This window comes from Spartinivicinus ruber, assembly GCF_011009015.1.
Classification (GTDB): domain Bacteria; phylum Pseudomonadota; class Gammaproteobacteria; order Pseudomonadales; family Zooshikellaceae; genus Spartinivicinus; species Spartinivicinus ruber.
In genome coordinates this window covers 48920-73202 of record NZ_CP048878.1, presented here as the reverse complement: position 1 = coordinate 73202, position 24283 = coordinate 48920, and the positions used below count along the sequence as shown (strand labels likewise).

The following is a 24283-nucleotide window of genomic DNA, read 5'->3' as shown; positions in this document are numbered from 1 at the left end:
CCCAGCTATAAAGGGGATGCAAGGTTAACCGATCGGTTAGGTTCTGCTGATAAAAATAATCTAACCAGCTATCTAAAACTGCTGAGTGGGATTACGCACTACTCCGCCAGGCACTGCGGCAACAAAGCCTTGCATTTCCAGCTCCAAAACCAGGTTATTCACATCACTTGCCGATAATCCAGTACGCGCCATTATCATGTCCATAGACGTGGTTTCATCACCAATCGCCTCTAAAACCTGCTGCTGATTAGGGTCTTCTAACAATAATGACTGAATTGCCAATTGCTCTTCTTCCCCTTGAACAGTTGAAGCCTGGTTCAACTCATTACCAATAGCATAAGTATGTAAGCTATGTTTTAGTTCTTCCCATATATGCTCAACACTATCAACCAGCTTAGCGCCTTGCCGAATTAATTGATGGCATCCTTTGCTTAAAGGGTTATGGATAGAACCAGGAATAGCAAACACTTCTCGCCCTTGCTCTGCAGCGAGACGCGCCGTAATTAGTGAGCCGCTTTGTAATGCGGCTTCAACCACCAGCACCCCCAAGCCTAGACAGCTGATGATACGATTCCGACGTGGAAAGTTACTTGCCTGCGGTTTGGTGCCTAACGGAAATTCTGAAATCAATAAACCACTTTGGCTAACTCTCTCAGCCAATGCCTTATTTTTTGCTGGATAAACTAAATCCAACCCCGTACCAACCACTGCAATAGTGTACCCCTCTGCATCTAATGCACCTTTATGGGCAGCTGCATCAACCCCATCAGCCAAACCACTGGTAATAGTAAATCCCCCTTTCGCTAGGGTGTGAGCAAAGTGGTAGCTATTCTCTTCTCCGCTTTTCGAAGGATGCCGACTCCCCACGATAGATAGTTGCGGCATTTCCAGCAGATTAGTATTACCCACTGCAAATAGTAAGGGAGGAGGGTCAGACAGGTGAGTAAATGCAGAAGGATAATCCTCAGCAAAACAGGGAATAATATGGTGATTAGAGTGCTCTAGCCATTGCTCCGTTTTAACCAGCAATGACTCTAGCTGGTCATATTCCTTTCCAGACCGTTGCTGAATCTCTCGTATTACTTCAATACTTTTAGCTGGCAAGTAGTCAGCTAGCTTACTGGCGGATTGTTGTAGTGCCAGCGTAGGGCTACCAAACCGCGCAATGAGCTGATTAAAGCGGCTAGCTCCTACACCTGGTACTGCATGCAGCAGCACCCAGTCTGACAGTTTTTGCCAAGTTATTTGTTTAGACACTTTCGCTTTTCTTTACTAGGGAGGGTGGGGCAATATGCCCCAGACTTTATGAAATTACTATCTTCAAGGATTGATGACACCATCCCCTGTTTTTATAGGCTGAGTAGCTTTTAACACCACCGCATAACTTACCTTCTCAAATGGGCGATACACCATCAACAACCCCACTTCATCAGGCGGCATTTCTACATGTTGCTTAGTAACATGGTCTTTAATGGTTAGCTTTTTGGTAATAGTCATAATATTACCCGTCTCTAAACCATCACGCGCACCACGGTTGATGACCACATTATCAAACTGTCCAATCTGATTAACTCCGCCCACTACAGCCAAAATTTCCCCTTCTACATCTTTTTTCGGTGAGCTGGGGTGAAACACTGGCTGTAAGCGCCGCTCTTCAGTTTCCAGCATGCGGTCACCAATTCGGACTTCACTGTTACTCTCATTAATATTGACTGTGGCAATGTCATTAGCTACATCTTTAACCTCACCTACACCAATATCCAACACCATAACGCCTAAAAACTCATTGGTTTTTGGATCAATAAATTTCTCAGTGCGACGAAAAATACCATAAGCCGATACATCCTCTTTAAACTCGCCACGGGCATAGATAGTGTCATTGGCCCCATTAACGATCCGCTCTTGTCGGCTAGCAATCACATAAGGAGCTTTTTCGATAACCTCCTCATCATCAATTACTCGGCTACGATCAAGAAAGCTGTTAATCGCATTTAGTGGAATAGATGGAATTGCAGACTTAATTGGTGTCTTACGGATTTTCGGGCTCAGCTTAATCACTCCCCCAGCGCCTCTCTTACCAATTGTGAGATAAGGCTTACCATCGATATAAACCAAGTTAATCTGATCACCTGGATAAATAAGGTGAGGATTTTTAATAATTGGATTCACATGCCAAATGGCAGGCCACATCCAAGGCTTGGTCAGAAAGCGGTTAGCGATATCCCACAACGTATCACCTTTTTTCACGGTGTAAGAGTTAGGATGATCAGCTCTGATGGGATTTTCAGCAGCCACGGTGGAAAAGCTGACCAGGCAGGAAAAAACAACCCCAAGAAGCGATTTCCTCATGGTGTTATCCTTTATTGTTACTTATCATGTTGGCATTCACTGCCCACTTAAGCCTTCTGAAAAATGGTTAAGCAAGCAACATTTATTATTCAGTTGTAACCCACTAGCTGCTGTAAAAACTACTCAAGCTTAGAACGAAGAGTCCCCCTGCCCCAAGCCAATCACTGCTCTGTTTAACCACAACAGTCAGCTAAGATATTGCAAACTTGTTTTGAACAGCACCCAGTTTCACATGCAAACAGCAACTTAAGCTTACTTATTAAAGAAATTTGTCAAACAATATACCAACTATCTATAACAAGTCTCTTCTAGCATTAGAAACTGTTCACATTCTCTATGCGCAATATAGCGCACTCATTGAAGGAATACAGGGTATCAACAGCAAATTTTGTGAAATAAGCCACTCTTATAAGCTGGCATAATTACATATTAGCAACAGATATAGTGAATAGTACTCTAAACTTTAGAATTTCTAATAAGTATGAAAAATCAGTTAACAACAAGCTCTCTGAGACTTGGTGTTCTCTTTCTAACCATTGCCAAGCCAACTTATCAGCAATAAAATTACCTATAACGTTTTTCGAGGATATCAAGCAGAATGGCCGTTTTAGATATTTTAGAGTTTCCTGATTCGCGCTTAAGGATTAAAGCCAAGCCCGTTGAGGAAGTTGACGACTCTATCCGTAAGTTAGCAAAAGACATGCTGGAAACTATGTACCAAGCACCTGGCATAGGACTGGCAGCAACCCAAGTCAATGTTCATAAGCGGCTAGTAGTTATCGATATCTCAGAAGATAAAAGCCAACCCTATGTGTTAATTAATCCAGAGTTTGAAGTGATCACTGACAAACTTGATCACATGCAGGAGGGCTGTTTATCAGTACCAGGCTTTTATGAAGAAGTTATCCGCCCAGACCGAATTAAATTAACTGCGTTAAACCTCGACGGTGAGCAATTCACTATGGAGTGTGAGGGTTTGCTTGCGGTATGTGTTCAGCACGAGATCGACCATCTAAATGGTAAACTGTTTGTTGACTATATTTCACCTTTAAAACGCAACAGAATTAAGAAAAAGCTGGAAAAACAGCACCGCTTACAAACGGCATAATATGTTGCTATATGAAGCTGTCTTGATATAAATTTACCTGTTTAGGGTTGTTGCCAAGCGACAACCCTTTTTTATTTGTTGATATCAATAAAGATTCCATGAGCACAGAGCCACTACGCATCGTTTTTGCCGGCACCCCTGAATTTGCTGCTACCCACTTACAAGCCTTACTGGATAGCCCTCATCAAGTCATTGCCGTTTATACACAGCCAGACCGTCCTTCAGGGCGTGGTCGAAAGTTAACCCCAAGTCCCGTGAAAATACTGGCTGAGACTCACCAAATCCCAGTGTTGCAACCAACCAGCTTAAAGTCTCCAGAAGCACAGGTTGAGTTAGCAGAACTTAATGCAGATGTTATGGTAGTAGTTGCTTATGGTTTGTTATTACCACAGCTCATTCTAGATACACCTCGCTATGGTTGTATTAATGTTCATGCGTCTTTATTACCAAAATGGCGTGGTGCGGCTCCTATTCAACGGGCTATCGCTGCAGGTGATAAAACTACTGGTGTAACTATCATGCAAATGGATGCTGGGCTTGATACTGGAGATATGCTGACTATCAATGAGTGTGAAATAACCAACCAGGATACAGGCGGTTCATTACATGACAAATTAGCTGAAATTGGCCCACCTGCATTACTAACCACATTACAGCAAATATCTACTAATCAGTTACAACCTCAACAACAAGATCATGCACACGCGAGCTACGCACATAAACTTTCCAAACAGGAAGCTCATCTAAACTGGCAGCTTTCAGCTAGTGAGCTTGATTGTATAATTCGTGCTTTTAACCCTTGGCCAGTCGCTTTTACTGAGCTTGATGGCCAACGCATCAGGATTTGGGAGGCAGAGCCTTTAGCTAGTAATAAAGAGCCTTTAGCCGATTCACCTTCTGAAACTTCTGGCGGCACTATTATTTCTGCAGGCAAAGAGGGGCTAGACATTGCCTGTGGTAGCGGCATGTTACGAATTAAACAGCTCCAGCTTCCAAACAGTAAAGCCGTGGGTATCCAAGAGCTATTAAATAGTCGTAAAGATAAGTTTCAACCGGGAGTTAGATTAAGCTAATGTCAGACCATCAGCCGGTTCGAATGGTTGCAGCTAAAGCCATTAAAGAAGTCATTAACCAGGGCCAGTCACTTAGCCAAATACTTCCTCAATTTAGCCAACAAGTAGCACCGAGAGACCGTAGTCTACTACAGGAGCTGTGCTACGGAACGCTACGCTGGTATTTTCGGTTATCGTCGTGTAGCAAGCAATTACTGGAAAAGCCGTTAAAAAGTAAAGATGCCGATATATTTGCACTTATTTTATTAGGCTTATATCAGCTAGTTTATACCCGGGTTCCTGCTCATGCAGCAATTAGTGAAACAGTCAGTGCCTGTCAAACACTTAAGAAAAACTGGGCAAAAGGCTTGGTTAATGGAGTGTTAAGGCAGTTTCAACGCCAGCAGCAACAACTACTAGAGCAAGCTGACCTAACTCCAGAAACCTTAACTTCACACCCTGACTGGCTACGCGAATTACTAGTTCATCATTGGCCTGATCATTGGCAGCAAATTATCGAAGCTAACAATAGCCACCCTCCAATGACTTTACGGGTTAATCTAAATAAAACAACTCGTGAAGAGTTTATCAATCGTTGCGACCAAGCCAATATTGAAACAACTCCATGTCGGTTTGCCCAATCAGCCGTCACCCTGAAGCAGCCAACACCTGTACAACAAATCCCAGGCTTTAATGAAGGCTTAGTCAGTGTGCAAGACGAAGCAGCCCAGCTTTCAGCCACCTTACTGGACTTACAGCCTGGCCAGCGAGTGCTTGATGCTTGCGCGGCCCCAGGAGGCAAGACTTGTCATATTCTGGAAATGGAGCCAGAGCTAGCTGAGGTCATTGCTTTGGATCTCGATAGCCAGCGCTTAAGTAAAGTAAAAGAAAACTTGCATCGACTTGACCTAAACTGCCAAGTAATAGCAGGTGATGCCAGCAAGCCTTTCAGCTGGTGGGATGGCCGAGAGTTTGACCGTATTTTGCTAGATGCACCCTGTTCAGCAACTGGGGTGATTCGACGCCACCCAGACATTAAGGTACTCAGGCGCCCAGAGGATATCGATAATTTAGCCGAAACTCAGCACAGCATTCTATCGTCCTTGTGGCAATTGCTTAAACCTGGTGGTCGACTGGTTTACGCTACATGCTCCGTCATTCCTGAAGAAAATGCTGAAGTAGTGCTAAATTTTCTTGAAAATCATGCTGATGCTGCACTGAGTCCCATCAATGCTAATTGGGGTATAGAGACAGGCACAGGCAGGCAACTGCTACCACAAGTCGAAGGCCAGGACGGTTTCTTTTACGCTTGCCTGTTAAAAACCTAGACTTGCTGTACCAACTAACTGTAATAACAACGAATAAGCTTTTAGCAAATGAAAATCATAATTTTGGGGGCTGGCCAGGTTGGCGCCACATTGGCAGAAAACCTTGCTAGCGAAGCTAACGATATTACCATTGTCGACACTAATGCCGAGCGGCTACGCGAGCTTCAAGATCGGGTAGATATTCGCTCGATCACAGGGCGAGCCTCTTTCCCAAACGTGCTGAAGCAAGCTGGTGCAGACGATGCCGATATGCTGGTGGCTGTCACAAATAGTGACGAAGAAAATATGATTGCCTGCCAGGTCGCTTACACTTTATTTCGCACCCCCACCAAAATTGCTCGCATCCGCCAGAATGCTTATTTATCTCATCCAGAATTATTTCAAAATGACGTCATTCCAGTTGATGTGATTATCAGCCCAGAGCGTATTGTTACTAACTATATCCAGCGGTTAATTGAGCACCCTGGCGCATTGCAAGTGGTAGATTTTGCTGATGGAGCATTGCAGCTGGTGGCAGTGAAAGCTTATTACGGTGGTCCATTAGTTGGACAAGAACTGCGTTATATTCGCGAGCATATGCCCTCAGTTGATACACGGGTAGCCGCTATTTTTCGTCGAGGTACCCCTATTCTGCCAGAGGGAACCACCGTTATTGAAGCTGATGATGAAGTGTTTTTTATTGCTGCAAGAAAACACATAAGAGATGTGATGAGCGAAATGCGCCGTCTCGATGAAAACTACAAGCGCATTATTATTGCTGGTGGTGGCAATATTGGAGAGCGATTAGCTTCAAACATTGAAACCCATTACAACGTCAAACTCATTGAAAAGAATATCGAGCGTTGCCATCAACTCTCTCAACGCTTGGACAAAACCCTAGTCTTTAATGGCCATGCCTCAGATAAAGACTTACTGTTACATGAAAATATTGAAGAAACAGATATTTTTTGCTCGCTAACAAATGATGATGAAGCCAACATCATGTCAGCCATGCTGGCCAAAAGAATGGGAGCAAGAAAAGTAATGGCACTTATCAATAACCCCGCGTATGTGGATTTAGTGCAAGGGGGGGAAATTGATATTGCTATTTCTCCACAAACAGCCACCATTGGTAGTTTGCTAACCCACGTGAGACGAGGTGATGTTGTCAATGTCCACTCATTGCGACGTGGAGCTGCAGAAGCCATTGAAGCAATTGCCCATGGTGATGAAAAATCTTCTAAAGTGGTTGGAAAAAAAATCGCTGAAGTCCCACTACCAGAAGGTACCTCTATTGGTGCCATTGTTCGTAGTGGTGAAGTGATTATTGCCCACGATCATATTGTGATTGAGTCTGACGACCACGTAATTATGTTTTTGGTTGATAAGCGCCGAATCAAAGAAGTTGAACGTCTGTTCCAGGTCGGCCTAACATTCTTCTAAGTCAGGAAATTCTTACCCATGCACTTTTCTACTATTTCAAAAGTGTTAGGCATCTTATTAATGCTGTTTAGTATTACCCAGCTACCTCCCGCAATTGTTGCGTATATTTATGGAGAAAATGAAGTAGCAGTTTTTCTTGACGCCTTTCTTATTACATTAATCAGCGGGTGCTGTATATGGTTACCTGTTATTCGCTCAAAAAACGAACTGCGTACTCGTGATGGTTTTTTAGTAACTGTCTTATTTTGGACCGTACTGGCCAGCTTTGGTGCTATTCCACTTTACCTATTAGATGAACTGAACTTATCAGTGACAGATGCTTTTTTTGAGTCACTGTCTGGTTTAACCACCACTGGCGCAACCGTTATTACCGGGCTTGACCATCTACCAAAATCAATTTTATTTTATCGCCAACAACTCCAGTGGTTAGGCGGCATGGGTATTATTGTATTAGCAGTGGCTATCTTGCCCATGCTTGGCATTGGTGGTATGCAGTTATACCGTGCAGAAACACCTGGCCCCATTAAAGATGCCAAGCTCACTCCCAGGATAACCGAAACAGCAAAAGCACTTTGGTATATTTATCTCAGTTTAACTGTCGCTTGTTGTCTTGCCTTGTGGCTGACTGGTATGGATTTGTTTAATGCCATTTGTCATAGTTTCTCTACTGTTGCTATTGGTGGATTTTCAACTAGGGACGGTAGTGTTGGAGATTTTAATTTAGTCGGTACAGAATTTGTTATCGTAATTTTTATGATAATTTCAGGCATTAACTTTGCGTTACACTTTTTTGCCTGGCGCCACCGAAGCATTAAGCATTACTTGTCTGATCCAGAAGTAAAAGCTTACTTTTTTGTGCTCACCAGTACTTGCTTGATAACGGTACTTATTTTATTTACGACAAACTCCTATGATTTTGCTCACTCATTAAGATACGGTATTTTTGAAGTCGTATCGGTTGCCACTACTACAGGTTTTGGTACTGCTGACTTTTCTGTGTGGCCGGTGTTCCTACCATATATGTTGTTATGGCTCAGTTTTGCTGGTGGTTGTGCTGGCTCTACAGCTGGTGGTATGAAAATGATTCGGGTCCTGCTTATTTTTAAACAAGGCCTTCGGGAAATTAAATTACTACTTCACCCTAATGCGATCATCCCAGTCAAGTTAGGCTCAAATGCCATCCCAGAACGAGTAGTAGAAGCGGTTTGGGGATTTTTCTCGGCTTATGTATTTTTATTTATTGCCTTATTTTTAGCAAACGTGGCAACTGGGCTTGATTTAAAAACCGCTTTTTCCACTGTCGCCTCTTGCATTAATAACCTTGGGCCAGCTTTAGGTGAAGCAACTGTCAATTACAGTAATTTACCAGATGCTTCTAAATGGATATTAAGCTTTGCGATGTTGTTGGGACGGTTGGAGATTTTTACTTTGTTGGTACTACTAACCCCAACATTCTGGCGACGCTAATTTTAACCTTCCCGAATAGTGCTTCTGCTTTGGATAACACATAAATGATTTAGCTTTTTTATTCAATTCCACATATGCTACCCCACCAACACCCCCAACCACACTAAGCCAGCACACACCAAAGCGACTAGCACTGCAGCAGACCCCATATCTTTAGCACGGCCTGAAAGCGGGTGTCGTTCTTCTGAAACTCGGTCTACTACTGCCTCAATTGCCGAGTTTAGTAACTCAACTATCATCACCAGTAGGATACTGCCAACTAGCAGCACTATTTCTAATGCATTACCACCAAGCCATATCGCTAAGGGAGTGAGCACTAATAACAACCAGGTTTCCTGTTTAAATGCCTGTTCATTTTGATAGGCTACTTTTAAACCCTGCCAGGAATAGAGTGTGGCTTTTATCAGTCGGTTGATGCCTGTCGGCTTAGTGTCGTTCATTAAAATAATCCGATATCTACAACATTTGATATTTAGGGTACCTTTCAAAATAGTAATTTTTAGGGATTCCCTTGTACCATTGCTTCATTTACTAAATACAACAACGACCGATAAGGTATACCACTGTGATGGCTTAAGCCAATTTCACAGGTTAAACTGGTGCTATAACCTGCATCACAGTCAGCCACTTGTTCAGCCAGGGAGGCTAATGATGAGGCATTTAAATCAGGTTGAGTAAAACCTTTATCACCCGAAAATCCACAACAAGTGATACCTTTTGGCATTACTACTTCTTCTGCACATTGCTCAGCTAACTTAACAGCTTTATCTACCAAACCCATTCGTTGAGTAGAACAAGTGATGTGTAAGGCTATTTTTTGCTTAACAGGTTGAAACCTAATGTGTGGGTTAAGTTTAGCCAGAGTGAACTCTATTGGTTCATAAAGCGTAAATGCGTCTGTTTCTCTCACCTTTAATGCGCAAGGGCTGGTGTCTGCCAATATTGGGTAACGCCCATTAGCAGAAACTTCGAGCAGTGCTTGTTCCAGCTCTTTTTGCTTGTTAGTTGCAACCTCCGCAAACCCTTTACTGGCAAACGGTTGGCCACAGCACAATTGTTGGTCATCTAACTGTAAAACATTAAAACCAGCTCTATTTAACAGACTTGGGATTAGCTGTATTAAAGGTGGCAAACTACTGTCTTCTACTACCCCCATGGCCTTGCTCACACAGCTCGGCCAATACACCACTGCTTGTTCATGAGTAGAACTAATAATAGCTGCTGATTGGTTCAATTTAGGGGATTTAGGTGTTGTTGGTAACCACACTGGCGTTTTAACGTACTGATGTACTTTTTCAGTTATATTTTGCAGTCGCTCTCCACCTATTACCCGCTGGGTAAAACTCATTAGCTGTAATCCAGCTCTTGCTGTGTTTAAGGTGAATTTAAAGTGGTTGGCTGTCCAAGCTGCTACAGTATGCCACTTTTGATTAGAGCTACCTCTTATTTGTCGTATTAAATCGCCAGTATTTATATTGACAGGGCAACGATCAGCACATAAACCAGTTGCTGCACAAGTATCTACACCTAAGTATTGATATTCTTTCTCAAGGATCTCTGTCGCTTCACCTATTGCTTTTCGGCGATTAATTTCACGCCACATTGCTATACGCTGTCTGGGCGAAAAACTTAAATTTCGAGAGGGGCACACCGCCTCGCAAAAGCCACACTCAATGCATCGATCAATAATAGGGTTAGCTTTCGGTAGTGCTTTAAGGTGCTTAACATGCACTTTTGGATCTTTGTTTAAAATAACACCGGGATTTAAGACATTATTGGGATCAAACAACTTTTTTAGTTGCCACATTATCTGATAAGCCTCACTGCCCCACTCCAGCTCAACATAAGGTGCTACATTTCTACCAGTACCATGCTCCGCTTTAAGTGAGCCCTGATATTTCACTGCTACCATTTCACAGACATCATCCATAAAATACTGATAGCGTTGTACTTCTTCTGGGGAATCAAATCCTTGGCTAAATACAAAATGTAAGTTGCCTTCCAGGGCATGGCCTAAAATAATTCCTTCATCATAGCCGTACTGCTTAAATAAGGCCTGTAAATCTCTTACTCCTACAGCTAAATGTTCAATAGGAAAAGCAACATCTTCAATAATGACCGTCGTACCAACAGTCCGGATAGTGCCAAGGGCAGGAATAAGCCCTTTACGGATATCCCACAGTTGATTAATCCTTTCTAAGTCAGTGGTAAACGATAAGTTTTCAATCACTTGATGATTTCTAAGTACATTTTCTATTGCATTGATTTGTATAGTTAGTGTAGAAGCATCTTCAGCACGGGTTTCAATTAGTAGCGCTGCAACGTCTTCCCCCAATTGATCAAGCTTAGGCATTCCTGGCTTGTCAGCCACTGAGAGTAAGCTACGGTAGTCGAGCAGCTCCACTGCATCTACTGGCTGTTTTTTTAAATCAATAACCGCTTCGCTAGCGGCCTCTACTGTAGAAAAAAATACAAAATTCGTCGCTTTATTAGCATGTTCAGGAACGGTATGTAATGCTACTTCTGATACAAAACCGAGAGTCCCCTCTGAACCAATCAACAAGTGAGATAGCATATCAATAGGGTCAGTAAAATCTACTAAAGCGTTAATGCTGTAACCCGTCGTATTTTTTAAGCGATATTTATATTTTATTTTTTCTAATAATTGTTTATTTGTTTGAATAGTTTCTGCAAGCTGAGTTAGTTCATTTAAGAACTCACTATGAGAGCCCCTAAATGCTTGTACACTTTCAACACTTCGAGTATCGAGTATAGTACCATCAGCTAATACCACACGTACACCAGCCAAAGTATGATAGCTGTTCTGCGCTGTACCACAACACATTCCACTGGAGTTATTAGCAATAATCCCCCCTAGTTTACAGGCATTAATTGAAGCAGGATCAGGGCCAATTTTACGCTGAAATGGTGCAAGTAAACGATTAGCTTCAGCTCCAATAATACTTGGCTGTAAATGAATTAAATCACCATTATTTTCTATTCGATAATTGGTCCAATGCTCCGTAAGCATAACCAATACGCTATCAGTAATTGCTTGTCCGGAAAGGCTGGTTCCAGCAGTTCTAAAAGTAATAGGAATACCGTGTTGACTTGCAGCTTGAATGAGCTTAACTAATTCACTTTCTGTATTAAGCTTAATCACTAGCTTTGGTAGAAGCCTATAACAGCTTGCGTCAGTGGAATAAGCAAAACGTCGTATTTCATCTTCGATTAGTTGTTCTTCGTGAAAAATATCACTCACTTCTCTCCTAAATGCCTGCCATTGGCTCATAATCAGTCACCAACCTGCCCATATTGTTTAATGCTTAAATAGACCTTATCTATCATTTTTGTATTTATAAGACTACAGTAAACTCCTATGTGCTACTCTTTATGAATAGTATTCTAACTAAAGCAAATCATACAATGAGAAAGTTATGGTTTCATTTATTATTACTTAGCTTATCCCCCTTTGTTGTAGCTGAGCTAACCGTCGTTAAGTATCTTAAAAATGAGGAAAATGCTGCTCGATATAGCTATTACTACGAGCTAGTCGATATAGTGCTCGAAAAAACCAGGGGTAACTTTGGTGACTACAAAGTGGAACCACTAATAGGGGAAATGACTGCAGCCAGATGGAACCAGACAGCAATTGAAGGTAAGCTTCTAAATTTGTTATGGAGCCCTGCAGGAATGGAGGGATTAGATGATCATATGATTCCAGTGCCCATTCCTTTGATCAAAGGGCTTACAGGGTACCGAGTATTTCTGATTCACAAAGATAATCAACCTCTATTTTCTCAAATTAAAACACTAACAGACCTTAAGCACCTTACTGTAGGACAAGGCCAAAATTGGGGGGATATTCCTATTTTCAAACATAACGGAATTGAAGTAGTAGAAGGATCAACCTATGAAGGGTTATTTGGGATGTTGTCTGCCAAACGATTTGATTACTTTTCAAGAGGCTTGAATGAAATTATCCCAGAATTTAAAGCAAGAAAGGTAAAATACCCATCAATGACTATTGAGCAAGAAATATTATTATTTTACCCCTACCCTTTTATATTTTTCGTTAGCAAAAACAATCCTAAACTGGCCAAACGGCTAGAGTCAGGTTTAACAATAATGGTTAAAAATGGTTCTTTAGATAGACATTTTAACCAATATTACCAAGAGACACTACAAGCATTAAACTTGAAAAAACGCAGGCTAATAAAAATTAGCAACCCGTTTCTACCCAGCTATATACCAGTTAATAATAAAACTTTATGGTATAACCCGTTTACTAATGATTAAGTAATCCAGATTTTACAGTGATTAATAATTACCGACTGCAGCCTTTTTCAGTGCAAAGGCAATTTTATATACTAAATTTTTATGTTTTTTATGTATATAATGATACAATCGACTTTTTTGTAATGGAGGTAAAAGCATTTTAATTTCTTTATCGCCTATTTTATCAACATAGCTTTTTCCTATAATAGGTGGAGCAACTACAACATCTACTCGACCTATTGCTAGCATTTGAAACCCATGCTCTGGTGCATCCACAAACGAGACGTTGAAACCTTTGGTATTTTGCTCAGCTTCCTTATAGCCAACCAGAATAGCTATTCTATAAGGTTTAAGACTTTCCCACCCCTTAACTGCAAAATTTGTGGACTTAACAAAAACAACTGAACTTGAGTTAATATAGGGATATGGTACTTGAATTAAGTTAGGATATTGTCTGGCTAGACCTTCCTTTCGAAATAGCTCTCCATCAATCATGCCTTTGTTAGTCAACGCCAATGCTCTTTCAGCGGGCAGTTTAATAAATTTTACTTTAATTCCAATACTATGATATGCCGTGCGAAGAATTTTTTTAGCACTTACAGTGACAGGGTCTTCACCAGTTATTTGGGCAATAGAAAAAACTTGTTCTGCTTCAACAGTATAACTAACAGCTAATATGATCAATGCTAACGTTATATTGTACATTTAATAAGAGTTAAGCTAAAAATGTTATACTTGCTCACTATTCTTCATGCATAGTCTCTTATACTGCTACCCATAAATAATAACAGTCTAGATTATCTAGACCCAATATTTCATCAAACTACAAATAAATACATGTAGCCTAGTGAAATCCGAGGCTTTAGCATTTTTGTGGCGTTATAAATTGTGCCTAACCCTGTTTATCAAATTTTTAAACCTTCTGCCAAGGCCATTTTTCATGGCATGGAGAGCCTACACCAAGAATTGACACAGAAAAAAATAAATAGAGAAAAGCTGGTATATAGTTTTTACGCATAAACACTAACCTCATCAATCTGACTCATTCTGTACTAGGCTGTTAGAGTAGTTTTAGTAAAATGGTGTTATTTTTTGTTCTTACAGGTAATATATGAAAAAGCTGCTTAGCTCGATACTCATAACCTATGCAGGCTTTATTCAGTCCAATGAAACCATAACGTTGGTTGGTGGAGAATGGCCTCCTTATGTTTCTGAGTCATTAAAATACCTTGGCATTACTCCAAGAATTTTGACAGAAGTATTTGCAACTGAAAATATTAAAGTAAATTATCGGTTTTATAATTGGGCTAGAGCGCTAGAAATGGTAAAAAAAGGAGAAGCTGATGGTACTTTTTTATGGTCAAAAACCACCGAAAGAGAAAAATATTTTTTTTATAGTAAAGAATCTGTGGGCACCATTAGTTATGTATTTTTTCACCTTAAAGATAGCCCTTTTACATGGAGTAGTTTAAAAGAGTTACAAGGAGTGAGAATTGCAGCCACTATTGGCTATCATTATAGCGATGAGTTTGATCGCCTTGATAAAGAAGGATTTCTCAATGTTAATCGTGTTAAATCCGACTTACAACTACTAAAAATGCTTTTTAAACAAAGAGTTGATATTATTCCTCATGACTTAACAGTTGGCTATTATGAGATAAATAAGCACTTTCCAGAAAGTATGAAAAAGTTATTTACTAACCACCCACTTCCAATCAAGAAAAAGCCTGCTTATTTATTAATGACAAAGAAAAACAGCAAAAACAAGAAAATAATTGAAATTTTTGATAAATCGCTAGCAAAGTTCAAGAAAGCAGGAAAATACGACCAGTATTACTTTGACGATTTATTAGCAAACAAATATAAAAAACCATAAACTTCAAACTAGTTATTACTATACGCGAATACAATAACCCAAGCCTTCTGTTCTTGAAATAATTTCCAACAAAAACAAACCTGGCGCTATGGCATATTTAACATGTTTATGGTTAAATTTCATATACTTTTATCAAACCTTAACACGGCTTGTTTACCCAGCATATTCTTATACCCTACTAAATTTATTGGAAAAATGATGACAGACCCTTACAAAACTCCAAGCAGCAATGGCAATTATACCAACGATAATAATAATTCAGCAAAATCTACTGCTACCCTCGTTTATATTTTACAAGCTGCTTCCTTTATAATTGGTATCACTTTCTTTGTTGCTATTATTATAAATTATGTGAAACAAGATGACGTAAAAAATACCATTGTAGAATCCCACTTCCGTTGGCAAATACGCACCTTTTGGTTTTGCTTGCTATGGACAGTGTTAGGTATAATTTTATCTATTATATTAGTTGGCTACCTGGTGCTAGCTGCAAATGCCATTTGGTTTATCTACCGAATTGTGAAAGGCTGGATTTACCTAAACGACAATAAAACCATGTATAGCTAATAAAGCATATGCCTCAGACGCTACTGAGGCATATGGCAGTTTTTCTTGGCCTTATAAAATTTTCACAACAAATATTCCTGATACTGTTCTCGTAACTCCACCTTTCTTAATTTACCAGTGCCTGTTAAAGGTAATTCCGTTACTTGAATAATCGCATCCGGAAACCACCAAGATGCAACATGCTTAGCAAGCTCCGATCTTAATTGTTTTTCATCAAATTGCAGATCAGGTTTAACCACAACCAACATGATTGGTCGCTCCCCCCATTTAGGATGTTTTGCAGCTAAAACACATGCTTGCTGTACAGGCTCATAGTGTAATGCAGCATTTTCTAACATGGCTGATGATATCCATTCTCCGCCCGATTTAACTAAATCCTTACTTCGATCAACTATTCGCAAATAACCTTGGCGGTCTATCGTGGCAATATCACCAGTATCAAACCAGCCTTCTTCATCACATGCTGTAGTATTACTGTTAAAATAGCGTTCTACTACCCAAGGCCCTTTCACCTTTAAATGACCACAACTGTCGCCATTGTGAGGTAAGGGATGATTTGCTTCATCAAAAATTTCAATTTCTATACCGAATATTGGTTGCCCAGCAGAGCTTTGAATATCCACCCGTTCGCTAAACGGTAAATCCATTATTCTGGGCGTAGGTATAGCTGTTGTTGCCAAAGGGCCTGTTTCAGTCATTCCCCATAACCCCATCCAGTAAACATCATATTCTTTTGCATATGCTTCAACTAAAGCTGGTGGGGAAGTTGCACCACCCACTGCAATTAATTTTAAACTGGGTACCTTTGCATGGGATTGCTGCAAATAATGATGCAAGTTTTGCCAAATAGTGGGCACCCCAAATGCTTTATCAACCTGCTCTTGCTCAATCAGCTGATGTAACGAAGCTCCGTCTAACTGAGAGCCAGGCATCACCAGTTTACATCCATATAAAATACCTGAAAAAGGGAGCCCCCAAGCACATACATGATACATCGGCACTGCAGGCAACGCAGAGGTATAGGTGGATAAATCTAAAAACTGCGAGCTGCCAGTAATAGTAGCGTGTAGCACACAAGCATAATGCGTATATAAAACACCTTTAGGATGTCCGGTAGTACCTGATGTATAACAAAGTGATGAAGCTTGTTGGCTATCAAACCGTTGCCAAGTAAATTCTGGTGAATACTCACCGATTAGCTGCTCATAAGCAATTACATTAGGTAACTTTGTATCAGGCAGCTCACTCTGAGTTGTATTAACAATGTAGCCTTTCACATGGGGTAATTCTTGATAAAAACTTTCAACTAATGGAATGAACTCTGGGTCAATAAACAAATATTGGTCTTCTGCATGATTAACAATGTATTTAATCTGCTCAGGAAATAACCTGACATTGATAGGATGTATCACTGCACCAATGCCAGAAATTGCATAATAACACTCAAGGTGTTGGTAATGGCTCCATGCTAATGTGCCAATACATTGACCAGAACTAATATCCAATGTAGTTAAAGCATTCGCTAACTGTTGAATACGCCGATAAGCGTCACTATAAGTGTATTGATGAATAGCACCAGAATAAGTACGAGAAACGATAAGCTGGTCTGGACTTAGCTCTACGGCCTTACGAAAAATGTCGTGAGTTAATAGAGGATAATGCATAATATTCCCTTGCATAGGTGCTCCTTTAATTTTTATATTTATATACTCTTCACGAATGGCTTTTACACCTTAAAATGAATGGACTCGTCTGTTTACTTTGTTACAGGATATAACAAACATGCAATGCTTTTCTAAAAAAATAATAATCTCTACCACTGTCGCCGTTAGCCTATTAGTTAGCACGCAGTCACTTGCTGAAAAAAAGGTTCTATTAAAAACACCAATTGCTTTTAGTTCGTCATTGCCTGCTCTCGGTACCCCTATTAAGTGGGTAGCTCAGCAATTGCCTTTTATTTCTAGTGGAACAATTAAAATGAAGCTTTACGAACCTAATAAACTCGTCGCGCCATTTGAAATTTTAGATGCGGTATCCAGCGGCAAAGTCAATTCAGGTTATACCACTGCTGGTTATTGGGCAGGTAAGATCAAAGCAGCAAGTTTATTCTCATCAGTACCATTTGGCCCGGAAGCACCAGAATATATGGCCTGGCTATATTATGGCAATGGCTTAAAGCTATACCAGGAAATGTATGATACTGCTGGTTATAAGGTTAAAGTTCTACCCTGCGCTATCCTTTCCCCAGAAACATCTGGCTGGTTTAAAAAACCTATAAATTCAGCAGAAGATTTTAAAGGCTTAAATATTCGTTTCTTTGGTCTTGGTGGTGAAGTATTACAAAAACTAGGTGCATCCACCTCTTTACTACCTGGTGGAGAAATTTTTGGTGCACTAGAAAAAGGCGCCATTGAAGCAACAGAATATTCACAGCCCGCAATTGATGAAAAACTAGGTATTTACAAAGTAGCAAAACATAATTATTTTCCAGGTTGGCACCAGCAGTCCACAATATTTGAGTTACTAATTAATCAAAAACAATGGCAAGCCATGAGTAAAAGCCAACAGGTTCAGTTATCAGCAACTTGTATGGCTTCAGTGACCAACTCAATTGCAGAATCAGAATACATTCAGTTTGATGCGCTAATTAAAAATGAACAAGAGCGTGGTGTAAACATGCATAACTGGGATAAAAAAATGTTAGCCACTTTTAAGCAGGCATGGAAAGAAGTAGCAGCAGAACAAAGCAATAAAGATCCTATGTTTAAAAAGGTGTATCAAGATCTTTCAAACTTTAGAGAAAAATATTCGGTTTGGGCTAAGCGAGCTTTTTTACCAAGAAGTCTTTGATCAATGCCTTGCTCACCCACTTCAGAAACAGTTAATTTTAGTATAGGAAAGATAGCATGGAAAAAAATATAGCAATTCTAACCGCCACTTTGGCTTTTCCGATAATCAGTTCATCAGACACAATTTATCCTGATTGGAGTCATTTTGATAAGATACCCATTGAATTTAAAGTGCCTGAAGGTGTAACAAATCCTGTTTTAACTGCAGCTGATGTGACGGATGTTAATGCTGAGTTTGTTGCAGACCCTTTTCTTTTTAAAGATGAAGGAGGCAACAACTGGCTTATGTTTTTTGAAGTGCTCAGTAAAGATAGTAATCAAGGTGAGATTGGCCTAGCAAAAAGCACTGATGGATTACACTGGCAATACGACAAAATAGTGCTAAATGAACCATTTCATCTTTCTTATCCATTTGTATTCAAACACAATCATGAATATTACATGATACCAGAAACCTTCGAAGCCGACAGTATTCGCTTATACAAAGCAACAAACTTTCCTTACGGTTGGCAGCATGTCAGCACACTGGCTAATGGCCATGACTTTGTTGACCCTTCAATTTTTTATCACAATAACCGCTGGTGGTTATTTGTTACCAACACTTCAAACTCCGTTATGTATTTATATTCTTCAGAAAATTTATCCTACGGATGGGAACAACATCCTGCAAGTCCAGTTATTTCTAACGATGCAAGTATTGCCCGGCTAGGAGGACGCAGTTTTACCATTAAAGGTAATAAGGTCATTCGAATAGCCCAAAAAGACGATGTATTTTATGGCGAAGCAGTCCGCTTGTTTGAAGTATATGAATTAACTCCTACAACCTATGCAGAACGAGAAATAAAAGACAGTCCTGTACTTTTTCCAACAGGTTATGGATGGAATGCAAAAGGAATGCACCACCTTGACCCTTGGTGGACTGGCGATCGCTGGTTAGCTGTGGCAGATGGTTATGGACAAACCTATTCCATTGGCATGTATGAAGCCAAAGGGCAACGGATTGACCATACTGAAGAAGCTGTTTCCAATAAGTTTGCTGAAATCACTCATATATATGGTGATAACGATAATACAGATTCCAGACTTGGTACGGTATTAACGAATTTAATTGAAGGACCTGGTGTAGGTTTTCACCCAACAGCGCCATATGAGCGCATATCCAGTCAATCCTGGTCAACTAAAACAGTTGGCTATTCAAATAGTTACTTTCAAGTTAAGCCTAAGCCCATTGTTATAGACTTTAAACTAAAAAATCTTTCAGATATTAATGCAATAAGCTTATGGCAAAATAAATATGCGAAAGGAAATTCAGTTCGCAGCTTTAGATTATCTTTTTCAACAACGGGAAACTCAGCGGGTTTAGGCAAATCTCGCTACTTTTTTACCAAAAAAACATCTGTGGATAAACCAGTTACCTTAACTTTCACCAAAACAAAAGCCAATTTCATTCGTATGGAAATACAAGACAACCTTCATCGTTTACCTTACGGAGGAGATCGCGTAGGCTTACAAGAAATAGCATTTCATTTAACAGATCCCACTAACTAAGCTACCTCGACACTCTTTAGCGAAACATACTTTGTTGTATCAGGCCTTCACAGTATTTAAGGCCTGATAACAAATATTGTCATCTTTATTAAACAAACCTATAGAACCAATAGATAAACAATAATTGATAGCATCTCAAATCAATGTGGCTATTTAGCCATGTTAATCATCCGTTTAAATAAATATCCATGTACCTTACTAAAATGAATAAGCGTTTTTTTGAGTCTTTAGGTTTTTTAATATTATTTTATTTACTAAAAAGTCGGTAGCAAAGGATACTTCTGGGTAATAACAGTGATTCAAGAATACTGTATTTATAGTGTTTATAGCTTTTTCTCACACACTGATGGTATTCATTTCATCCGACTTTATAGTAATAATTGGTATTGGCTACTTGTTGTTTAGCTCAATCTATCATTTCAATGTCTATGGAATAATAATTGGTCTTGTTGGAGGGTTCTTCAGTTATAAAATATTAATGAAATTTGGTGATGATGGCCCTACCTCAGACTAGTGAGGCACATTTGTGTAATTTAATACCAGCCAGAGCTTTAAACCCTGACTGGAAATTTTACAGTGTATAACTATTTAAAGCATAGTACAAAGGAAGAATCTGTTAATTCAGGATATCTTTCATTTACTAAATTATGTACATAACTCTGAACTTGATTAATATTTTTAAACTGTGCTTCTCCGTAGTTAGGATCAAACAACGTAAATACTTTTTGCCCCCAATCTCTGCCACTGTTGACAAGCTCAACCTTAGCAGCTAAAGCGTGACCAGAGGCTTGTCCATTACCATTAATTGCAAGAAAATATAGTCCAGGCTGGTTAATCTGACTAATATTTAGCTTGTCGTTATCAATCCCAGACTGATTTTCATCTAATTCTAAACCATAATTTTCTTTAAAGTATTCAATTAGTTTTTCTGCTCTATTTTTACCAGTAGCACTCCAGTATTCATCAGCTGTATGTGCTCGGTTATTATCACTATAATACTGTATAGCCAGACTCATCACTTCTTCTTGACCATCGGTTAATTTAGATGCTGAAAGCCCATCCATAAAACCAATATCTTGATAGAAGTTATCCTGGATATGCTGAGAAGCCATCCATTTCGCTGATAAAGCTGCACATATTCCTTTTTGTCCAATGGATTTTTCACCAATAAAACGAGATTGTTGAAATGGCGTAATTAGAGCTGCATCATTTTTTTGTGCAATCACAACACCGGGATTAACAAGGCTCTCTAAAGCGCTTAATGAAGATGTGATTTTTTCCAACTGAACAGGTCCATCTTCTTTAAGCTCAGGGCATTTATTCAGTACATAGTTAACTGTTTGCTCTGAGAAAGTATGATGAATTGCAGCTCGAATATCAGAATTAAATCTAGGTAATGACTTAAATTTCAGGCCTAAATGATTTTCTAAAACATCCTTAATAACTTCTGCAGTTACTTTAGTCATCTTTTGCTGCTTTATAATATGTTTCAGCTCTTTTTTTCTATCTGTAATAAGCTGTCTAGCATGCTTTCTATATTCAGGGCTGTTCTGCTGTTGATAGCTTCTTCTGTCTTTTGGTAACGTTGCCAATTCTTCTCTTAACTCTACTTTTTTACCCTGCTCAAAGTCTTGATAACGAGGGTCATTCAACTGCTGTTGTTCTTTTGCTTCAGCTTGCCTTTGGTTTGCTTCAACCGTATGTTGCTGTTTTAAGCTGCTCAACTCTTTTTGTAGTTCAGGTACATGCTTGCTTCTCTTGGAATACTCTTTTGGATGGTTTTCTTTCCATAAAGACAATGCATCTTCAACTTTTTTAAGCTGCTCTGGCCCTTGATTCTTTTGCAGTAACTTAATCTCTTTTTGTAATACCTTAAGCTCTGAACTTTGGATATGTAGCCCACGCCTGTATACAGAATTGCTAAAAGTATTATTACCCGACTCAAGCAGATTCAACGAACGCCCCTGCCAACTGGCTTGTTGGTCATTAGTTGTTGGGACTGGTTGATTAGCAGCCAAATTTGCTGCTGGTATTGAGTTGCTTATGCTTGAAAAATTGTCCATGAGGTATCCTATTCTAATAGTCTTGGAAGTTTGTAAATAATAACCTCATGCAATCGTTTAACTTTACTAATATTAAGCCATTTTTTTATATAAACGCGTAAGTATTCACTCACCAAAATACGTATCAATACCAACACAATTGGTATAAACATAGAGAGGTGTATAGTAAGCTACTCTTGTTGCTTACTACTTATGGTGATTTATTATGATCGAAAAACTAGAACAAATGCTAAAACAAGGTCAAGACAACGCCATGCTACGATTTGGGCTAGGTAAAGCTTATCTAGATAGTAAGCAACCCGACAAAGCAATAGAGCATTTTCAAGCTTGTTTGCAACACGACAAAAATTATTCAGCCGCCTGGAAGTTACTTGGGAAATGTTATGTAGAACTAAAAAACTGGCAGCAAGCAGCAGAAATTTACCAACAAGGTATAAACATCGCTAACGAAAAAGGTGATAAACAAGCTGAAAAAGAAATGCAGGTATTTTTAAAGCGCTGTAATAAACAACTAAATAAATAACTCTTTTAAATTTTCCTGGTAATTTTTACCATAACCAATAGCCAGAAAAAACAGCCTATATACAGAGTTAAATTATAGGTGCCTTTTAGCTTAATCAAAGAATCAGATTTTCTGGCTACATTATGATCAGTCGGCGTCTTTTGTTGAAATCTAGCGGCTAGCCACTTAGCATCTCTTTCCATAATCAATTTGGGTGTGTCTTATCATTGGAACAATTATATGTCTGGAAGTAGCTCAATTTTATCGGCTGGCTCTTCTTTAGAAGCCGCGGAGAAACAGCCATCCACTCAGCTGCAGTGGTCAACTCGGTTATCATTTATTCTGGCCGCCACTGGCTCTGCCATTGGCTTAGGAAATATATGGAAGTTCCCATATATCACAGGGGAAAACGGTGGTGGCGCATTTGTCTTGGTGTATCTGGCCTGTATTTTGGTCATAGGTATACCACTGATGATGGCTGAAGTAATGATTGGTCGTCGAGGCCAGCAAAGCCCTCCAAATGCCATGGCTGCTCTAGCCAAAGAGGCTGGCACAACCCCTATCTGGAAAGTAATCGGTTGGATGGGAGTAATTGCAGGCTTTCTTATTTTAAGTTTCTATACCGTCATTGCTGGCTGGGCTGTGTCTTATATTTCAGTCGCTGCGGATACTACCTTTGTTGGCAAAACGCCAGCCGATATTGGTGCCATGTTCGAAGGGATGCTGAGTGACCCTGTCAGGCTACTTTTCTGGAGCACTTTAGTCATAGTTACCACTCTCTTTATCGTGGGTAAAGGTGTTAAGTCTGGCTTGGAAAAAGCGGTAAATATTTTAATGCCTTGCTTGTTGGTATTAATTATTGTGATGGTAGGTTACGCCATGACTACTGGGTATTTTATGCAAGGTGTTGGCTTCTTGTTTAACCCAGATTTCAGTAAATTAACCAGTAAAAGCATTTTAGTTGCATTAGGCCACGCATTCTTTACTTTAAGTCTGGCTAGCGGCGCCATCATGACGTACGGCTCTTACCTGCCAAAAAGCGTGTCTATTGCAAAAACCAGTATTTATATCGGCATTGTTGATACAGCAGTTGCATTACTAGCAGGCCTAGCTATCTTCCCTATCGTATTTGCTAACACGTTGGAACCAGGTGCAGGCCCAGGTCTTATTTTTGTTACTTTACCCATTGCCTTTGGGCAAATGCCTTTAGGAACCTTGGTAGGTATTTTATTTTTTATCATGCTATCAATTGCAGCATTAACCTCTGCTATTTCAATGATAGAGCCCAGTGTTGCCCGAATGGTAGAAAAATTTAATATTTCCCGCTTCAAAGCTTGTTCAATATTAGGACTCGCTCTGTGGCTACTCAGTGTTGGGTCAGCCCTTTCCTTCAATTTATGGAAAGAAGAAAAATTATTTGGCCGAACCTTTTTCGACACAATTGACCATCTAACCGCTAACTGGATGATGCCACTAGGCGGGCTAGCAATTGCCATATTCAGTGCGTGGATAATCAGTAAGAAAGTCTCTCAGGAAGAATTAGGGCTAGGTAATGGAACAATGTACAACATCTGGCTATTTACCATGCGCTTTATTACTCCTGTAGGTATTATTATTGTATTTCTTAATGCATTGGGAATTGTGTAGCAAAACCCAAAGTGCTTGAAGTAATTGGGATAAGCAGACTAATTTTTGTATAATTATTAGTCTGTTTTTGAAGTTTAAAAAATCGATTTGCTGGGTAATCCTTGTCTTTTAACTTGAAAATTCAACTTTGTTTAAAATCGTTTCAAGTTCTTCTCATTCCTCTTCAGACGGAAAATCTTAATATAAACTTAAGCACATAGTCATTTACTTTCTTAGCATAATAGTGC

At 39.7% G+C, this 24283-nt stretch carries 19 protein-coding genes; 12 read left to right on the top strand and 7 right to left on the bottom strand.

The window, feature by feature from the left end; all coding sequences use genetic code 11:
- Positions 1-72 precede the first annotated feature (72 nt).
- On the bottom strand, positions 73-1257 hold the full coding sequence (gene dprA / locus G4Y78_RS00285; protein WP_222937611.1) for a DNA-processing protein DprA: 1185 nt from the start codon (positions 1255-1257) through the stop codon (positions 73-75).
- Positions 1258-1320: 63 nt separating this feature from the next.
- Positions 1321-2349: a LysM peptidoglycan-binding domain-containing protein gene (locus G4Y78_RS00280; protein WP_163830699.1), complete on the bottom strand. Its 1029-nt coding sequence runs from the start codon at positions 2347-2349 to the stop codon at positions 1321-1323.
- 598 nt (positions 2350-2947) lie between these two features.
- Here G4Y78_RS00280 and def point away from each other — a divergent pair.
- The 5 genes from def to G4Y78_RS00255 all read left to right on the top strand — a co-directional run bounded on the left by def (position 2948) and on the right by G4Y78_RS00255 (position 8726).
- Positions 2948-3457, top strand: coding sequence for a peptide deformylase (gene def / locus G4Y78_RS00275; RefSeq protein WP_163830698.1), 510 nt, complete (start codon positions 2948-2950; stop codon positions 3455-3457).
- 98 nt (positions 3458-3555) lie between these two features.
- Complete coding sequence (gene fmt, locus G4Y78_RS00270) at positions 3556-4530, top strand: methionyl-tRNA formyltransferase (RefSeq protein ID WP_163830697.1); 975 nt, start codon at positions 3556-3558, stop codon at positions 4528-4530.
- On the top strand, positions 4530-5837 hold the full coding sequence (gene rsmB / locus G4Y78_RS00265) for a 16S rRNA (cytosine(967)-C(5))-methyltransferase RsmB (RefSeq protein WP_163830696.1): 1308 nt from the start codon (positions 4530-4532) through the stop codon (positions 5835-5837). The genes fmt and rsmB overlap by 1 nt, the downstream gene beginning before the upstream one ends.
- Positions 5838-5885: 48 nt before the next feature.
- Positions 5886-7259 (top strand): Trk system potassium transporter TrkA, encoded by a 1374-nt coding sequence (gene trkA / locus G4Y78_RS00260; RefSeq protein WP_163830695.1) that lies wholly within the window; start codon positions 5886-5888, stop codon positions 7257-7259.
- 18 nt (positions 7260-7277) lie between these two features.
- Complete coding sequence (locus tag G4Y78_RS00255; RefSeq protein ID WP_163830694.1) at positions 7278-8726, top strand: TrkH family potassium uptake protein; 1449 nt, start codon at positions 7278-7280, stop codon at positions 8724-8726.
- 77 nt (positions 8727-8803) lie between these two features.
- Here G4Y78_RS00255 and G4Y78_RS00250 read toward each other — a convergent pair whose 3' ends face one another.
- Positions 8804-9166, bottom strand: a complete 363-nt coding sequence (locus G4Y78_RS00250) for a diacylglycerol kinase (RefSeq protein ID WP_163830693.1) — start codon at positions 9164-9166, stop codon at positions 8804-8806.
- 59 nt (positions 9167-9225) lie between these two features.
- The gene (locus G4Y78_RS00245) at positions 9226-12018 is read right to left on the bottom strand and encodes an FAD-binding and (Fe-S)-binding domain-containing protein (protein ID WP_163830692.1); all 2793 of its coding nucleotides are present in this window, start codon (positions 12016-12018) and stop codon (positions 9226-9228) included.
- 134 nt (positions 12019-12152) lie between these two features.
- On the opposite strand from G4Y78_RS00245, the gene G4Y78_RS00240 reads away from it, so the two are divergent.
- A complete protein-coding gene (locus G4Y78_RS00240; RefSeq protein ID WP_163830691.1) occupies positions 12153-13025 on the top strand; it encodes a type 2 periplasmic-binding domain-containing protein in 873 nt (290 codons plus the stop codon).
- A 21-nt stretch (positions 13026-13046) separates the two neighbouring features.
- On the opposite strand, the gene G4Y78_RS00235 is transcribed toward G4Y78_RS00240, so the two are convergent.
- Entirely contained in the window at positions 13047-13709 is a 663-nt protein-coding gene (locus tag G4Y78_RS00235; RefSeq protein ID WP_163830690.1) for a substrate-binding periplasmic protein, read from the bottom strand.
- 406 nt (positions 13710-14115) lie between these two features.
- Here G4Y78_RS00235 and G4Y78_RS00230 point away from each other — a divergent pair, with 406 nt between their 5' ends.
- Positions 14116-14880: a substrate-binding periplasmic protein gene (locus tag G4Y78_RS00230; protein ID WP_163830689.1), complete on the top strand. Its 765-nt coding sequence runs from the start codon at positions 14116-14118 to the stop codon at positions 14878-14880.
- 195 nt (positions 14881-15075) lie between these two features.
- Positions 15076-15447, top strand: a complete 372-nt coding sequence (locus tag G4Y78_RS00225; RefSeq protein WP_222937610.1) for a DUF4870 family protein — start codon at positions 15076-15078, stop codon at positions 15445-15447.
- Positions 15448-15509: 62 nt separating this feature from the next.
- On the opposite strand, the gene G4Y78_RS00220 is transcribed toward G4Y78_RS00225, so the two are convergent.
- Positions 15510-17126: a long-chain fatty acid--CoA ligase gene (locus tag G4Y78_RS00220; protein WP_163830688.1), complete on the bottom strand. Its 1617-nt coding sequence runs from the start codon at positions 17124-17126 to the stop codon at positions 15510-15512.
- 103 nt (positions 17127-17229) lie between these two features.
- Here G4Y78_RS00220 and G4Y78_RS00215 point away from each other — a divergent pair, with 103 nt between their 5' ends.
- Together G4Y78_RS00215 and G4Y78_RS00210 are read left to right on the top strand one after the other, a co-directional pair.
- Positions 17230-18297: a TRAP transporter substrate-binding protein gene (locus G4Y78_RS00215; protein WP_163830687.1), complete on the top strand. Its 1068-nt coding sequence runs from the start codon at positions 17230-17232 to the stop codon at positions 18295-18297.
- A 56-nt stretch (positions 18298-18353) separates the two neighbouring features.
- On the top strand, positions 18354-19844 hold the full coding sequence (locus G4Y78_RS00210) for a glucosamine inositolphosphorylceramide transferase family protein (protein WP_163830686.1): 1491 nt from the start codon (positions 18354-18356) through the stop codon (positions 19842-19844).
- 584 nt (positions 19845-20428) lie between these two features.
- Here G4Y78_RS00210 and G4Y78_RS00205 read toward each other — a convergent pair.
- A complete protein-coding gene (locus tag G4Y78_RS00205; RefSeq protein ID WP_163830685.1) occupies positions 20429-21907 on the bottom strand; it encodes a YopT-type cysteine protease domain-containing protein in 1479 nt (492 codons plus the stop codon).
- Between the two features lie 205 nt (positions 21908-22112).
- Here G4Y78_RS00205 and G4Y78_RS00200 point away from each other — a divergent pair, with 205 nt between their 5' ends.
- Together G4Y78_RS00200 and G4Y78_RS00195 are read left to right on the top strand one after the other, a co-directional pair.
- Entirely contained in the window at positions 22113-22430 is a 318-nt protein-coding gene (locus G4Y78_RS00200) for a tetratricopeptide repeat protein (RefSeq protein WP_163830684.1), read from the top strand.
- 219 nt (positions 22431-22649) lie between these two features.
- Positions 22650-24056, top strand: coding sequence for a sodium-dependent transporter (locus tag G4Y78_RS00195; protein WP_163830683.1), 1407 nt, complete (start codon positions 22650-22652; stop codon positions 24054-24056).
- Positions 24057-24283 lie beyond the last annotated feature (227 nt).

Excerpts from the sequence above, each read along its gene's own strand:
- G4Y78_RS00280 (WP_163830699.1), bottom strand. The coding sequence starts at position 2,349 with ATGAGGAAATCGCTTCTTGGGGTTGTTTTTTCCTGCCTGGTCAGCTTT.
- def (WP_163830698.1), top strand. The coding sequence starts at position 2,948 with ATGGCCGTTTTAGATATTTTAGAGTTTCCTGATTCGCGCTTAAGGATT.
- fmt (WP_163830697.1), top strand. The coding sequence starts at position 3,556 with ATGAGCACAGAGCCACTACGCATCGTTTTTGCCGGCACCCCTGAATTT.
- rsmB (WP_163830696.1), top strand. The coding sequence starts at position 4,530 with ATGTCAGACCATCAGCCGGTTCGAATGGTTGCAGCTAAAGCCATTAAA.
- trkA (WP_163830695.1), top strand. The coding sequence starts at position 5,886 with ATGAAAATCATAATTTTGGGGGCTGGCCAGGTTGGCGCCACATTGGCA.
- G4Y78_RS00255 (WP_163830694.1), top strand. The coding sequence starts at position 7,278 with ATGCACTTTTCTACTATTTCAAAAGTGTTAGGCATCTTATTAATGCTG.
- G4Y78_RS00250 (WP_163830693.1), bottom strand. The coding sequence starts at position 9,166 with ATGAACGACACTAAGCCGACAGGCATCAACCGACTGATAAAAGCCACA.
- G4Y78_RS00245 (WP_163830692.1), bottom strand. The coding sequence starts at position 12,018 with ATGAGCCAATGGCAGGCATTTAGGAGAGAAGTGAGTGATATTTTTCAC.
- G4Y78_RS00240 (WP_163830691.1), top strand. The coding sequence starts at position 12,153 with ATGAGAAAGTTATGGTTTCATTTATTATTACTTAGCTTATCCCCCTTT.
- G4Y78_RS00235 (WP_163830690.1), bottom strand. The coding sequence starts at position 13,709 with ATGTACAATATAACGTTAGCATTGATCATATTAGCTGTTAGTTATACT.
- G4Y78_RS00230 (WP_163830689.1), top strand. The coding sequence starts at position 14,116 with ATGAAAAAGCTGCTTAGCTCGATACTCATAACCTATGCAGGCTTTATT.
- G4Y78_RS00225 (WP_222937610.1), top strand. The coding sequence starts at position 15,076 with ATGATGACAGACCCTTACAAAACTCCAAGCAGCAATGGCAATTATACC.
- G4Y78_RS00220 (WP_163830688.1), bottom strand. The coding sequence starts at position 17,126 with ATGCAAGGGAATATTATGCATTATCCTCTATTAACTCACGACATTTTT.
- G4Y78_RS00215 (WP_163830687.1), top strand. The coding sequence starts at position 17,230 with ATGCAATGCTTTTCTAAAAAAATAATAATCTCTACCACTGTCGCCGTT.
- G4Y78_RS00210 (WP_163830686.1), top strand. The coding sequence starts at position 18,354 with ATGGAAAAAAATATAGCAATTCTAACCGCCACTTTGGCTTTTCCGATA.
- G4Y78_RS00205 (WP_163830685.1), bottom strand. The coding sequence starts at position 21,907 with ATGGACAATTTTTCAAGCATAAGCAACTCAATACCAGCAGCAAATTTG.
- G4Y78_RS00200 (WP_163830684.1), top strand. The coding sequence starts at position 22,113 with ATGATCGAAAAACTAGAACAAATGCTAAAACAAGGTCAAGACAACGCC.
- G4Y78_RS00195 (WP_163830683.1), top strand. The coding sequence starts at position 22,650 with ATGTCTGGAAGTAGCTCAATTTTATCGGCTGGCTCTTCTTTAGAAGCC.